Annotated in this window: 15 protein-coding genes; 14 read left to right on the forward strand and 1 reads right to left on the reverse strand. The window is 63.6% G+C overall.

Annotation, left to right across the window (positions count from 1 at the left end; translation table 11 throughout):
- Window positions 1-238: 238 nt before the first annotated feature.
- Complete coding sequence (locus LZ686_RS00400) at window positions 239-643, reverse strand: hypothetical protein (protein ID WP_349546636.1); 405 nt, start codon at window positions 641-643, stop codon at window positions 239-241.
- A gap of 320 nt (window positions 644-963) precedes the next feature.
- Here LZ686_RS00400 and LZ686_RS00405 point away from each other — a divergent pair, with 320 nt between their 5' ends.
- The 14 genes from LZ686_RS00405 (at window position 964) to LZ686_RS00470 (ending at window position 13,117) form a co-directional block, all read left to right on the forward strand.
- Window positions 964-1,239, forward strand: a complete 276-nt coding sequence (locus LZ686_RS00405) for a hypothetical protein (protein WP_349546637.1) — start codon at window positions 964-966, stop codon at window positions 1,237-1,239.
- 348 nt (window positions 1,240-1,587) lie between these two features.
- Window positions 1,588-1,878 (forward strand): hypothetical protein, encoded by a 291-nt coding sequence (locus LZ686_RS00410; protein ID WP_349546638.1) that lies wholly within the window; start codon window positions 1,588-1,590, stop codon window positions 1,876-1,878.
- A 3-nt stretch (window positions 1,879-1,881) separates the two neighbouring features.
- A complete protein-coding gene (locus LZ686_RS00415) occupies window positions 1,882-2,172 on the forward strand; it encodes a hypothetical protein (protein ID WP_349546639.1) in 291 nt (96 codons plus the stop codon).
- Window positions 2,169-3,185 carry a hypothetical protein gene (locus LZ686_RS00420; protein WP_349546640.1) on the forward strand — a complete coding sequence of 339 codons (1,017 nt, stop codon included), beginning with the start codon at window positions 2,169-2,171 and terminating at the stop codon, window positions 3,183-3,185. Before LZ686_RS00415 ends, LZ686_RS00420 begins: the two co-directional genes overlap by 4 nt.
- Before the next feature lie 16 nt (window positions 3,186-3,201).
- Window positions 3,202-4,329: a DUF7146 domain-containing protein gene (locus tag LZ686_RS00425; protein ID WP_349546641.1), complete on the forward strand. Its 1,128-nt coding sequence runs from the start codon at window positions 3,202-3,204 to the stop codon at window positions 4,327-4,329.
- On the forward strand, window positions 4,326-6,185 hold the full coding sequence (locus LZ686_RS00430; RefSeq protein ID WP_349546642.1) for a phage/plasmid primase, P4 family: 1,860 nt from the start codon (window positions 4,326-4,328) through the stop codon (window positions 6,183-6,185). Before LZ686_RS00425 ends, LZ686_RS00430 begins: the two co-directional genes overlap by 4 nt.
- Before the next feature lie 455 nt (window positions 6,186-6,640).
- On the forward strand, window positions 6,641-7,405 hold the full coding sequence (locus LZ686_RS00435; protein WP_349546643.1) for a hypothetical protein: 765 nt from the start codon (window positions 6,641-6,643) through the stop codon (window positions 7,403-7,405).
- Window positions 7,406-8,184: 779 nt separating this feature from the next.
- Complete coding sequence (locus LZ686_RS00440; RefSeq protein WP_349546644.1) at window positions 8,185-8,532, forward strand: HNH endonuclease; 348 nt, start codon at window positions 8,185-8,187, stop codon at window positions 8,530-8,532.
- Complete coding sequence (locus LZ686_RS00445; protein WP_349546645.1) at window positions 8,513-8,761, forward strand: hypothetical protein; 249 nt, start codon at window positions 8,513-8,515, stop codon at window positions 8,759-8,761. Before LZ686_RS00440 ends, LZ686_RS00445 begins: the two co-directional genes overlap by 20 nt.
- Before the next feature lie 95 nt (window positions 8,762-8,856).
- Window positions 8,857-9,345 (forward strand): hypothetical protein, encoded by a 489-nt coding sequence (locus tag LZ686_RS00450; protein WP_349546646.1) that lies wholly within the window; start codon window positions 8,857-8,859, stop codon window positions 9,343-9,345.
- A complete protein-coding gene (locus tag LZ686_RS00455; protein ID WP_349546647.1) occupies window positions 9,332-11,038 on the forward strand; it encodes a terminase large subunit domain-containing protein in 1,707 nt (568 codons plus the stop codon). The genes LZ686_RS00450 and LZ686_RS00455 overlap by 14 nt, the downstream gene beginning before the upstream one ends.
- Window positions 11,038-12,306 (forward strand): phage portal protein, encoded by a 1,269-nt coding sequence (locus tag LZ686_RS00460; RefSeq protein WP_349546648.1) that lies wholly within the window; start codon window positions 11,038-11,040, stop codon window positions 12,304-12,306. The genes LZ686_RS00455 and LZ686_RS00460 overlap by 1 nt, the downstream gene beginning before the upstream one ends.
- Window positions 12,284-12,925: a head maturation protease, ClpP-related gene (locus LZ686_RS00465; RefSeq protein ID WP_349546649.1), complete on the forward strand. Its 642-nt coding sequence runs from the start codon at window positions 12,284-12,286 to the stop codon at window positions 12,923-12,925. The genes LZ686_RS00460 and LZ686_RS00465 overlap by 23 nt, the downstream gene beginning before the upstream one ends.
- Window positions 12,926-12,952: 27 nt before the next feature.
- The gene (locus tag LZ686_RS00470) at window positions 12,953-13,117 is read left to right on the forward strand and encodes a hypothetical protein (protein ID WP_349546650.1); all 165 of its coding nucleotides are present in this window, start codon (window positions 12,953-12,955) and stop codon (window positions 13,115-13,117) included.
- Window positions 13,118-13,121 lie beyond the last annotated feature (4 nt).

Here is a 13,121-nt window from a genome sequence, read left to right on the forward strand (position 1 = left end):
ATTGCGATTAACGAAATGATTGGCAAGCCTGTAATTTGCGTTTTTCGCAAATTAATTGTTGCGACACGTCTGTAGCGCTGTCAGACACCGAGTCTCCGCCCCAGGGCTGGCGCACGACCAAGTTCACACAATTTGCCGAGGCACCTTGTCTGGTAAGCAAATGTTCGCTTAATGTTCTCATATGGAGGCGATAGGTAGATGACCGATGCGGAGAGTGTTTGCGATCAGATCGAACGAATCACGGCTCTTCGTCAGGGTGCTGAGCGATCATACCTTCTGCTGCAGCTAGCAGCAGACCCCGCTCTTGGGCGGTTAGTTTTGGGATGTTTTCCAATAGCCGACGCGTTGTCTCATCCAGGGCCGGAACAGCCGAGCCATCAAGATGAGCTTTAACAGCTAGCATCTCGCCGGGTTGAACGCGCCGTTCACCCTTCAAGATTTTTGTTACGATGTCCGGCTTGACGCCCATCGCCCTGGCAAGATCGGCCAGCTCTCCGCGTTTACCGGTCAGCCGAGCTCGGATCCATTCTGCATCAATGATCTCCATTCCGTCTTGTTGCGCAGATCGCAAGCCGAAGATATTGCGATGATCGCAAAAATGGTACTTGTCATTCATTGCGATTACCGCAATAAACAGCCCCATGATGGAACCTGCGAACACGATCATCGAAATATGTGGTGGCTTCAAAGCCGTTGCACGAATGACGGGCCGGGCGGTGTCCCGTGTCCACCGTTGGACCTATCCCAAGGACCGCGGCGGCACTGGCGGATTGGTCCCGGCAGAAGTCCAGCAGACCCTCCTTCTTGAGGCTGTTCGGGAGGGCATCGCGCTCACACCCGAACACTTCTTTCCCGACTTTGCGGCTAAGTCGCCGCCACCTCCATCCTCCAACCAAGAGAACTCTCATGACCTGTCCCAACCCGATGCTTCGTCGGACGCAGCCTGATGCGTCGCACCGTCAAATGTCCCAGTCCAACCTCCTTGAGGGGCGCGGACGGGGGCACCAGGCGGCCCGTCGCGCCCACGTTCATCATGGTGCCGACCGTGCGGTCTTTGGCCGCAACTGGTCGCTTCTGATGATCGCCAGCTTCTCCAGCCGCGAGGCCTGCGCCGTTCATTTCGGCGTCACCTTTCAGACCGCGTGCAACTGGTTCGACGCCCTGAATGCCCCCTATGGGCACCACGTCGATCACGCGACGCGGACCCTGCCCCGCTATGCCGAGATCATGGCGGGCTGACATGCAGATCGGGTCCACAGGACACCCGAAGGCGGGAGAGATGGGCAGGAAGCACGGCCCGTCCAGGGGTGAGACCCCCCGCCCAAGCCACTATTCCGGCCGCCTTCGGGTGAATGTGGGAACGACCGGGATTGTGGAACCTGCGGCTGGCCCGGCCGAGAGCTGCCAGAAGGTGGCAGGGCACCATTACTCCGCATCCGCCTGTCCGGATCCGGCACCTGGCGCGGCGGCCTGACCGCCGCGTCCTTTTCATCCCCATCCGCGCGGTCCCTCACGCGCGGCTTCCGGGGCGCCCGCCACTCCTCCTCCCTGCGGGCGCCCCGGTTCATCCCAGAGCCGGAGGCTGCGATGCCCACCACCGATCACAGGATTGCCGCGATGCAGATCACCCTTGGCGTCGCCATGCGCGCCAAGCTGGCCACGCCGGACGTGAACTCCCTGCGCTTGGCCGTGATCGCGGTGAACAAAAGCTTTGGGGTCGAGGATCCGCTGCGTGTCGCGCTGACAGATTTCGCCGACCGCTTTCCCTGCGCCAAGCGCGACCCGTCCGCCCTGCAGCAAGCGGGCGACGTGCTGTTCGATGCTGTCCGGCGCGCAACCTGGCCCGCGCCTGTCTCGCGCGCCGATATCGAGGGTTGATCCATGAAGCTGAAGCAATTCGATCGTGCGCTGATCCACGGCCTGGCCGTGTTGTCGCGCCCGCCGCTGACGCCTGATGCGCGCGAGCACGCGATGCTGGCCGACATCGTCGCCAAGTGTGCCGAACAGGCTACGCGCGATGGGGCGATGCTTCCGTTGATCCAGGCGGCAGGCCAAGTCGGCCGGACGCCTGCGATCCACCGCGGCACGGTGCACCAGATCGCGGCCGCCATGAACGATTTTGACCGGTGGGCGCTCGGCGCGCACTGGGATGCCGCGCGGGGTGTGAAATGAGCCGCGCTGACCTGATCCCGCTGGCGCTTCTGCGCGACCTGGCGGCTCGCATGCCTGACCCGATCCGGCCCGCCAGCTTCGTGGACCTGGCGGTCTATGTTTCGCGCACCGCACCGGCTTTGGCCGCCCCGGCGCCTGCGATCGCCGCCGCCCCGGCGACCGCGATCACCGCGCCCGTCGCCGAGGTCGCGCCCGCGCCAGTCGCGATCAACAAGAAGGGCCTGCCTTGGACGCTGGAAGAGCTGCAGCAGGCGCGTGAGCTGCTGACGGGCGGCAAGGGACCCTCCGAGGTCGCTCGCATCCTCGGGCGCCCTGTGGCCGCAACCCAGATCGCCATCAAGCGCTATGGCGTTCGCGGTACCGGTCCGATCACGGTGCCCGGCCGTCCCAAGGGCCGGTTCAAGAAGGCCGACCCCGCTGATGCCCTGACCCCGGCACGCAAGGCCAAGGCCGCACCCGCCAAGACTGCCCCGGCGCGCAGGCCCAAGGCCTCGACCAATGCGAAGTCCACGCCCCCTGCCAAAGCCAAGGCAGTCCAGACGCCCCCGGTGGTCATGCCGCCCCTGACAGTCGCGCCACACGCTGCCCCGAGGATCGCGCCTGCCGCGCCTTTGGCCTCGTCACCCGCACCAAAACCTGCCACTGCACCGGAGCCCGCGCCCCAGGACGCGGATCCGAAGCAGGCGCGCATCCGCGCCACCCTACAGGCCGCCATCGCCGAGAATCAGCCCGGGCGGCAGATCCGTATCCTGTCGCACCTGCTGACCCTGCCGCGCGGCAGCTTCACCGCCGCCGATGACCTGTTCTTGGCCGAGGGCTTGGCAATCCGTCGCGCCCTGGCCGAGATCGCCGACCAGCTGGGCTGCGAACCTGCCGCAGTGACCGGGCGCTGGAAGGCGATGCTGTTCGCGGACCTGACCGATCGGCACGGCCATATCCTGCTGGATGGTCAGGCCGATCTGCTGCGCGCGCTGCGCTGGCTGGTCGACCACGAGGCGCAGACCGGTGCGTGAGGATCCGCGAATCGCCATGGCGCATCAGGTGCCGATGCTGGAGCTGGTCGATAGGCTGGCCATCGGCGGCTTGGTGCGCACCGGCGGCGAGCTGGTCGGTCCCTGCCCCGGCTGCGGGGGCAAGGACCGCTTCTCGATCAATCCGCGCAAGGACGTGATCTTCTGTCGCCGCTGCGATGCCAGGGGCGACCAGATCGCCCTGGTGCAGCTGGTGCTAGGCCTGGACTTCCCGGCCGCATTGGACTGGCTCGTCGGACCCAGGCAGGAACTTACGCCGCAGCAGCTGGCCGAGCAGGAACGAAAGGCCGAAGAGCATCGCCGTGCGCGCGAGGCCGACGCCGCGCGACGCCGCACCGATGCCATCGCCCAGGCCCGCAAGATCTGGGATCATTCGGGCCCGGCTGATGGCACCGTGGTCGTAGACTACCTCGCCCGCCGCGGGATCCGTCCGCGCGCCGGTGCGCAGCTGCCGCGCTGTTTCCGTTTCGAGCCCGCCGCCCGCCTCGTGGTGCCGGGCGATGGCCGCCGGGGCGAGTTCATCACGGTGCACGAGGGTCCGGCAATGCTGGCCGCGATCCTCGGCCCCGACGGCACCCTGACGGGCGTGCATCGCACATGGATCGACCTCGACCAGCCCAAGGGCAAGGTTGTCGTCATTAACCCGGCCAAGCCGGGCGAGCTGGTGCCATCGAAAAAGGTCTACGGCTCGAAGAAGGGCGGCGCGATCCGCATCTTCACCCCGCGCGATGCCACCTGCCTGGTGATGGCCGAAGGCATCGAGACGACGCTGTCGGCGATGGTCGCCGCAGCTCACGCCGCGGGCGCTGCGTACTGGGCCGGGGTCGATCTCGGCAACATGGCCGGAGCGCGCAAGCTGGGGCCCGGCCTCAAGTATGCTGGCATTCCGGATCTGACCGACCTCGATGCCTTCGTGCCGCCCGCTTGGATCAAGCGCCTGGTCTTCGTCCAGGACGGCGACAGCGATCCGAAGCTGACCCGCGCCAAACTCCTTTCCGGCCTTCGCCGCGCCATGGCGCTGCGTCCCGGCCTTACCGCCGCCATCGTCCACCCGGGCGAGGGCATCGACATGAACGACCTGCTGATGGGCGCACAAGACGTCGCACGGCGAAAGGATGACAGATGACCGACGACGGTATCGAGAAGGTCCGGGCCGCCATGGCTGCGGAAGAGGAGGTCGATCTGCCTGATGGCATGGATCTGCCGCAGGACGCCTATGACGGCGACCCCGCCGACAGTTACCCAGAGGGCTATCTGCCGCCACCTCCGCCCCCGGACGATCGCGATGGGCAGGGTGATGGCGAGACCCCCGACCCCGTTGCGGTCGCAGCCGCCGAGCCCCTCAACGACATCGGGAATGCCCGGCGCTTCGTGGTGCATTTTGGTCAGGATGTTCATTACGTCTCGCAGGTGGGCTGGCACATCTGGGACGGGATGCGTTGGCGTAAGGATGCCGAGATCACCAAGGGGCTCTCGCCGCGAATCCGCACCATGGCCCAGCAGATGTCGGCGCTGATCGAGCAGGAGATCGACTTCATCCTGCCTTCGCCTCGCGATCGCAAACTGCTGGAGGAGGAGTTCCAGCTGATCAAGCGCCGGGCCGAGATCGAGAGCACCGCCGGGTATGCTGCCGACGAGGCCCTGCTCGGTGAACTAGGCAACATTGCCGGGCGCCTCCGCAATATTGAGACCGCCCTTAAGGGACATAAGACGGCCATCGGTCGCCGCATCACCCATGCCAAGAACGCTGGCAATTCGGGGCCGATGACGAACATGGCAGCCGAGGCCTCGGTCATGCGCTCGATCACCGTTGACGATCTGGACCAGGACGACCTGGTGGTGAACACGCTGACGGGGACGCTGCGCTTCTACATCGACCCAACTGGCGATTTGGGCATGGGCCCGAAGCCCGCGGTCAAATTGATGCCCCACGACCGGGCCCACATGCTGAGCAAGCTGATGCCGGTGGATTATGACCCCGCCGCGACCTGTCCGCGCTTCGACGACTTCCTGTTGCAGATCCAGCCGAACATCGACGTGCGGCGGTTCCTGCAGCGCTGGTTTGGCCTCTCCATGAGCGGCATCCCCGTCCAGAAACTGGCCTTCTTCCACGGGGCCGGCGCAAACGGCAAATCCGTCCTGGTGGACATCGTCTCACGTATCATGGGCGACTATTCGGCAACTGCGAAGATCGAGAGCCTGACCGGCAAGAACAAGAAGTCCGGCTCGGACTCGCAGCCCGACATGATCCCCCTGATCGGTGCCCGCAGCGTCCGGACCTCGGAACCCGAAGAGGGTGAGCGCTTACAGGAAGCCCTGATCAAGGCGCTGACCGGTGGCGAGCCGATGATGATCCGGGATCTGTTCTCCGGCATGATCGTGGTGCAGCCCTATTTCAAGCTGACGATCAGCGGCAACCACCTGCCCGACATCCGCGGCGGTGACGATGGGATCTGGCGTCGCCTCATGCTGGTCAAGTTCCCGATCCAGATCCCCGAGCATAAACGCATCGCCAAGAAGGACCTAGACGCCATCCTTTGGGAGGAGCGATCAGGCATCTTCAACTGGATGGTCCAGGGCCTGCTCGACTTCCTCGATGGCGGCCTGCAGGAGCCGGACGAGGTCTTGGCCGCCACGGAGGACTATCGCAAGGACAGTGACCCAACCGGAAGCTTCCTGGCCGATGCAACTATCGTCACGGGTTATGAGGGCGACTTCATGACAGCGCGCGAGCTGATCGAGGCCTTCAACTTCTGGATGGAAGAGCGAGGCGAGACGCGATGGGGCGGCAGGACAGTGTCCAACAAGCTTAAAGGCAAGGCAGACAGCTGGCGGCACCCAGAGACCCAGAAAACCTTCACGCCCGGCAAGTCGGGTGTCACCGGCTATCGCGGCATCAGGCTCGGCGAAGACTTCGGCCAGCGCATGCGCGATGCAGAGACCAACGACAAGGGCAATGGATGGACGTCATGGTCCAAATGACCCCGCACCCCATTCTCAGGATTATCGACCAGGCGGGCCTTCGGGCCCGTCGCGCATATCAGCCTTTCGTCGCTGACTTTGGGCCTGACGGGCTTAGTGGCTGTGGCCAGTGGGCGCGACCGAAAGCGGGGTCAGGGGGCCTCGGCTTCAATGCCTTCAAAGGGTTAGGTTGTGTTTTTGGGCCTGAGGGCCTGACGGGCCTGAAAATCTCGCCCACGTGCGCGCGTCTTCCAAACGGGGTCGGGGGGAAAGCCTGCCTTGTGCATGGGTCGAACTTTCGAGCCCATCAAGCCCGTCAGGCCCAAATTCACCACTCAAGCCCATGATTTCATTGGATCAGGCCCTATCAAACACCCTCTCATCTCAAGCCCTCTTCAATCTCTGCTAAGCCCATCAAGCCCAATCCCTAAAGACAAAAAACAACGGATAGACAAATGACTGAGAAGGGACGCAAAATGTTGATCGCAAAGCTCGCCGAGGATCAAAACCACCTTCCCGCAGGGCTGTCCGCCAGACTGAAGGCCCAGGAGGCCGGACGTGCTGCTGCATTGCGCCTGAGGGCCGTGAAGGACGCCGGGGCTATTCCTGAGGCCTGCGGCCCCGACATCGCCCCTGCCCCGGCCCGTGGCGGCTTCGTGCTGGTTCAGAACGTCGAGCTGCTGCCAGTGGGCAGCGATGACGTCAAGGCCGTCCACCGGGGCTATGGCGGGCGCCAGGCTATCCGCCGGGCTGATGTCTTCGATGCTATGCTTGCGGCCGCAGCGCGCCGTAACCAGCCAGCGCCTCTGATGCCCGGTCAGATCGCCGTTGGTCGTCGGTATCACGCCCTTGTGGAATACCTGGCCGCTGACGGAATGAAGCTTTCCAGTTTGCAGGGCGGCGCTGGCGGCAATGATGCACGCGACTGGATGGATCGCCGCCTAGCCCTGTCCGCCGAACTAGAGGGCCTGCGGCGCCGTATCGGCATTGGTCCGGTGATGGTGTTGCGCCGTATTCGTCCCTCTCAGCGCAAGCGGGATCTGGCGCCTGGCGAACGCGCGCCTGAGACCTTCACGGCCCGCGACTTGATCGACGGTGTCTGCGTGAAGGGTCTGACACTGAAGCAAGTGCTGGTCCGCTTTTCATGGCAGGACAATGGGCGCAACGCAAAGGCGGCCCTGCAGGCCCTGAGCGAGACGCTGGATGCCATGATCGGCCTGCGACCGCGAAAAAGTTCTTGACCGCTTATGGCGCTCTGTGCGAACTGAATCACTATTATCCAGACGTGCGCCCGCAGGAATCATCCCTTGCGGGCGCACGTCGTTTCCAGACAAAGACGTTCTAGTCTTTAAACCTCGCGGGGATGTGGGATAACACTCTGGCCCCTAGCAGACCTGTGGTCCAGGGTGGATGCATTGATCCCGGATTCTCAGGATAGAACCCTTGGATGGTCAAGGCGACGCGCCATACCTCATCGGGTATTCTAAAATTCTCTGAGTCTCGCCATCCTTGCTGCTCAATAAGCCCCATTTCTACCATTTTGATGGTTGTTAGCGACGAGGGAAGAGCGTTCACGTACTGTGTCTGCTTTGCAACCGCGTAGAGCAATACGTATTTGATCTCCGGAGTGGAGCTCGTGATGAGCGCCTCAATTCGTTTCTGTCGACGAGGTGCAGACCAGAGGGCAAGCCGTGTCCGAAGTTTTTCCAGAACCTTCGTACCTATCCATACGGACAATGGAATGACCCAAAGCGCGAATGAAAAGATGGCCCCCAATAGGATCGACGGGATTACCCAAGGCGCGACGGCTACGAAAATATCGCTTCTGTAGTACGCAGCAGCAAGGCAAAGGGCGCAAGCAAAGAACACCGTAAATGCGGCCTTCGCACCAATCTTCAACGCGCCTAGGATCTGACTAATAATTTCCATTGATGACCTGTGCCAGTTGGGAAGGCTCAGCTTAACGATGTCGGCAACTCTAAACTATGGCATCTTTACGATTTCGGATGATGGAATTTTCATGGCACGGATGAGGCAGCTTGCACAGCGCGGGCAGCAGATGAAGCAACGAGGCGCCAGCGTCGGTGCACCTATCCGGTCGCGTGACCGGATTGATACTTGGCGCAAGTGGTACAAGACGGCAGCGTGGCAGACCATCCGTTGGGATGTGCTGGTCGCAGCCAATTTCACCTGCGTCCGGTGCAAGCGGGTCTTCGAAAGCGCGCAGCTGGTCGGTGACCACATCAAGGCGCATCGCGGGGATCGTGACATGTTCTTTAATCGCACCAATGTCCAGTGCATGTGCGCCACCTGCCACAACCGAGACAAACAGCGAGAGGAGCGCCGCGATGCTTATCGGAACGATTGAGGGCGTCACTCGCGTCATCGGCAAGTCGCAAGGCTACCTCGGCCTGCCGCTGCGTGATGAGGTCATGAACTGCACGGTGAATGGCGAGGGCACGACTGCCATGGTGACGGCATGGCAACCCACCGATGAAAAGCTGGCACGCCTGAATGCCGGAGCATCGGTGCACCTGCGCGTCCTCGGCACCGTCCACCCGCCCGTGATGGTCGGGGTCGGCGACCCGCCCGCCTGATCCGCGCCGACGTCCCGCAGGGGGGGGGTGGGTCGAAAGTCGGGGGGCCGGTTTGGCCCGGACCCGCGTCCCCCTCATGCGGAGATTTTTTTCTGATGGATGCGATTTTTGACCTCTTCGGCAACCCTGTGGATGCCAAGTCCGGCAAGCCTGGACGCCCCAAGAAGGAGGCCACGCAGGAAGAACGCAACAAGGTCAAGATGTTGCTGGCAGTCGGCTGGAACAACGAACGGATCGCCTCGATCCTGCAGATGTCCCTGCCGACTTTTCGCCGCAATTTTTTTCACGAGCTGAAGGTGCGCCCGGTGGCGCGCGACATGCTCGACGCGCGCCGGCTGGAGCTGGCGATGACCGCGGCCCAGTCCGGCAACGTCGGCGCCATGCGCCAGGTCGATCGTCTGCTGGAGAAGTTCGACCTCATGGAAGCCGAACGCAAGTACGCGGGCAAGGACAAAAGCCCGGAGCCAGCCGCGCCGCGAGAGAAGCTGGGCAAGAAGGGCATGGACGAGAAGCTGGCCCTCGATGCCGACGCGGCGCTGACGGCCGAACTGGACCTGGAGACCAAACGGAATGTCCGCCACTGAGGTCCTGCCACGCTTCGCCTGCCCCGACTGGTGGGAGAAGCTACAGGCGGGTGACGTGCCGATGGCGGACGTACCCATCAACGAGGGCAAGGCGGCGCGCGTCCTGGCATTCTTCAACCGGCTGCGGCTTCCGGACATCTCGGGCAACCCGCCGATGTCGATCGCGTGCGGCGACTGGTTCAAGAGACTGCTGGTCGTGTTCTTCGCGAGCGAGGATCCCGAGACGCAGCGCGAGCTGGTCTGGGAACTGCTCTGCATGGTCCCGAAGAAAAACTCGAAGTCGACCTATGTCGCGGCACTGGCGCTGACGGCCCTTTACATGGAGGAGGCCCCCAATCGGCAGATGCTGCTGGTCGGGCCCAGCCAGAACATCTCGGAGCGGTGCTTCGAGCAGGCGCAGGGCATGGTCGCCCTGGACGAGAAGCTGCAGCTTATCTTTAAGGTACAGGACCACCTGAAGACGATCACCCGGCGCAAGACCGGCACTTCGCTGGACGTTAAGACCTTCGACACGACGATCGTGACGGGCGAGATCCCGGTGCTGACGATCATCGACGAGCTGCACGAGCTGGGCAAGAAGGCCAAGGCGCTGAAGGTCATGCAGCAGATCCGCGGCGGCGGCATCACAATGCAGCGTGGCAAGGTGCTGATGATCACGACGCAATCTGACGAGATGCCCACGGGCATCTGGAAGGCCGAGCTGAAGAAGGCCCGTGCCATTCGTGACGGAAAGGCCGGACCGAAGCCCATCATGCTGCCGATCCTCTACGAGTATCCGGAGGAACAGCAGAAGGACGAGACCTTCTGGCGCGACCGGTCCAACTGGGGAATGCTTCTGCCGAACCTCGGCCTGTCGATCAGCGAACAGGCGCTGGAGGAGGATTACGACAACAACGGCAAGGTCTCGAAGGAGGCCGAACAGATCTGGGCCAGCCAGCATCTGAACATCGAGATTGGTGTCGGCCTCGGCGGCGACAACTGGCGCGGTGTCGACCACTGGGAAGACTGCGGCGACGAGACGCTGACGCTGGAGGAACTGATGCGCCGGTCGGAAGTCTGCGTCGTGGGCGTGGATGGTGGCGGACTCGACGATCTGTTCGCGGTCGCGGTTCTCGGCCGGGAGAAGGTCACACGCCGCTGGCTGCTCTGGACCCATGCCTGGGCATTCCAGGAGGTGTTTGACCGTCGCAAGGACATCGATGCCAAGCTGCGCGACTTCGAGGAAGCCGGAGACCTCACGATCTGTCTGGAGGTCGGCGACGACGTGACGGGTGCGATCGAGGTCATCGAGAAGCTGGAGGCGAAGGGACTGCTGCCGACTGAATCTCCGGCGATCGGTCTGGACGCTGCCGGCATTGCGGAACTGCTGGACGGCCTCGACCAGGCAGGGTTCGGCGAGGAACGCTGGATCAGTGTCGGCCAGGGCTGGAAGCTGCAATCGGCGGTCCTGACCCTTCCGCGCCGCCTGAAGGATCGCAAGCTGATCCATGGCTCGTCGGACTTCATGGCGTGGACCGTGGGCAACGCCAAAACAGAGCTCAAGGGGAGCAATTACATCGTGACCAAGCAAGCCGCCGGAAGCGCGAAGATCGACGCCCTGATGGCGACCTTCAACGCCGCGATGCTGATGTTCGGCAACCCCGAGGCTGCAGGGCCTTCAGTCTATGAGACCCGCGGGCTGAGGTTCGCCTGATGGGCGTCCTGAGCTGGCTGGGATCACTGGGCGGTGGCACGCCAACCTCCGCCGCGACGCCTGGCACCCGGGTGCAGGCCTGCGCTGAAGGCGGCCTGTTCGAGAGCATGAACGATCCCGAGCTGGTGCAGATGCTGCGCGGGGGCGGCATGACGCAAAGCGGCGCGGTCATCACTGCCGAGCAAGCCCTGAAGAACACCGCCGTGTTCCGGTGCGTTTCGCTCCTGTCCTATTCGATCGCCATGCTGCCCCTGCACCTCCATCGGCAGGGCGACGATCTGGAGAAGGCTACGGACCACCCGTTGTTCCGGGTCCTGCACCGCAAGCCGAACGACTGGCAGACGGCGTTCGAGTTTCGCCAGCTGATGCAGACCTGGGCGCTGACCGAGGGCGATGCCTTCGCGGTGAAGGTGAAGCGTGGTGACCAGGTGATTGGTCTGTTGCCAGTCGATCCGCGGCGTATGAGGGTCGAGCAGAAGGACGACTTCTCCGTCGTCTACAGGTTCAGCCCTAAGTCCGGCGGTGAGCGCACGCTGCCTGCCGGTGACATCTTTCACCTGCGCGGCTTTACGACCGATGGCATCCGGGGCCGCTCGCTGGTCAAGCAGGCCGCTGAGGCCATCGGTCTGGCGCTGCAGGCCGAGAAGGCTGCTGCGCGCCTCTTCCGGAACGGCATGATGGTGGGCGGTGCCATGGTCATGCCGCTGAACAAGAAGCTGTCGCAGGAAGCCTACGATCGCTTGCTGGCCAGCATGGAGGAACGCGAGGGGTCCGAGAACGCCCACCGCTGGATCATCGCCGAAGAGGGAATGGAGCCCAAGCCATTCACTCAGACCGCCCAAGGCAGCCAGCATCTGGAGATGCGCGGGCACCAGGTGGAAGAGGTCGCACGCACCTTCGGTGTCCCGCGTCCGCTGCTGATGGTCGATGACACGTCCTGGGGATCGGGTATTGATGTCCTGGGCCAAATGTTCGTCCGCTACGGCCTCAACCCGTGGTTCGAGGCGTGGGAGCAGGCGATCTGGCGCTGCCTGCTGAGCGAGCGGGAACAGGACGGATACTACGCCAAGTTCAATGCTGCCGCTCTCCTGCGCGGCAGCATGAAGGACCAGGCCGAGTTCTTCGCCAAGGGGCTCAGCGTCAACAATCAGCAGTCATTCCTGCACCAAGACGAGGTCCGCGGTTGGCTGGACCTGCCGGCACGCGACGATCTGCCCGGCCCGATCACACGAAAGGATGGGAACAGTGACCCAACGCGCAGCACCTGAGATCAAGGCATCGCGCCCGGCGCAGGTTCAGGCCTATGAACCGTCGCCGCAGATGATGGACAAGTGGCAGTCGAACATCCAGGCGGCCGATGCCGACCGCGACAACGTCATCAGCATCCTGGACATGATCGGCGAGGATCACTGGACCGGCGACGGGGTGACCGCAAAGCGGATCGGCGCGGCCCTGCGGTCGATCAAGGCCGACCGTGTCGTGGTGGACATCAACAGCCCGGGCGGCGACTTCTTCGAGGGCGTGGCCATCTACAACCTGCTGCGGCAGGACTCGCGCCACATCACCGTGCGCATCCTGGGTCTTGCGGCTTCCGCCGCTTCGGTCATCGCCATGGCGGGGGACGAAGTCCAGATCGGACGCGCGGGCTTCCTGATGGTGCACAATGCCTGGGTCGTGGCCGTGGGCAATCGTCACGACATGCGTGCCGCTGCCGAGACCATGGAGCCTTTCGACAGCGCGATGGCGGCTGTCTACGCCGCCAAGGCCGGCGTCGAGCGCGAGAAGGCCGCGGAATGGATGGACGGCGAGACATGGTTCAATGGCGAGGACGCCATTGCCGCGGGGCTCGCCGATACAATGCTGACAGCCGACGTCGAGGAGCGCTAGGACGCGGGCACGAATGCCCTGCGCCGCGTGGACACGATCCTGGCCAAGCAGAATGTTTCCCGGTCGGAACGCCGCGCGCTTCTGGCCGAGATCACGGGGGGCACGTCTGGCGCTGCCACCCACGTCACGCCGGGCGCTGACGCCGAGACGGCTGCATTGCTGCAGTCGATGATCAACACGCTCAAGAAGTGAGGAA

Origin of the sequence: Paracoccus sp. NFXS7 (assembly GCF_040148865.1) — a bacterium.
Taxonomy (GTDB): domain Bacteria; phylum Pseudomonadota; class Alphaproteobacteria; order Rhodobacterales; family Rhodobacteraceae; genus Paracoccus; species Paracoccus marcusii.

Coding starts and splice junctions, on each gene's coding strand:
- LZ686_RS00400 (WP_349546636.1), bottom strand. CDS start 643: ATGGGGCTGTTTATTGCGGTAATCGCAATGAATGACAAGTACCATTTT.
- LZ686_RS00405 (WP_349546637.1), top strand. CDS start 964: ATGTCCCAGTCCAACCTCCTTGAGGGGCGCGGACGGGGGCACCAGGCG.
- LZ686_RS00410 (WP_349546638.1), top strand. CDS start 1,588: ATGCCCACCACCGATCACAGGATTGCCGCGATGCAGATCACCCTTGGC.
- LZ686_RS00415 (WP_349546639.1), top strand. CDS start 1,882: ATGAAGCTGAAGCAATTCGATCGTGCGCTGATCCACGGCCTGGCCGTG.
- LZ686_RS00420 (WP_349546640.1), top strand. CDS start 2,169: ATGAGCCGCGCTGACCTGATCCCGCTGGCGCTTCTGCGCGACCTGGCG.
- LZ686_RS00425 (WP_349546641.1), top strand. CDS start 3,202: ATGGCGCATCAGGTGCCGATGCTGGAGCTGGTCGATAGGCTGGCCATC.
- LZ686_RS00430 (WP_349546642.1), top strand. CDS start 4,326: ATGACCGACGACGGTATCGAGAAGGTCCGGGCCGCCATGGCTGCGGAA.
- LZ686_RS00435 (WP_349546643.1), top strand. CDS start 6,641: ATGTTGATCGCAAAGCTCGCCGAGGATCAAAACCACCTTCCCGCAGGG.
- LZ686_RS00440 (WP_349546644.1), top strand. CDS start 8,185: ATGGCACGGATGAGGCAGCTTGCACAGCGCGGGCAGCAGATGAAGCAA.
- LZ686_RS00445 (WP_349546645.1), top strand. CDS start 8,513: ATGCTTATCGGAACGATTGAGGGCGTCACTCGCGTCATCGGCAAGTCG.
- LZ686_RS00450 (WP_349546646.1), top strand. CDS start 8,857: ATGGATGCGATTTTTGACCTCTTCGGCAACCCTGTGGATGCCAAGTCC.
- LZ686_RS00455 (WP_349546647.1), top strand. CDS start 9,332: ATGTCCGCCACTGAGGTCCTGCCACGCTTCGCCTGCCCCGACTGGTGG.
- LZ686_RS00460 (WP_349546648.1), top strand. CDS start 11,038: ATGGGCGTCCTGAGCTGGCTGGGATCACTGGGCGGTGGCACGCCAACC.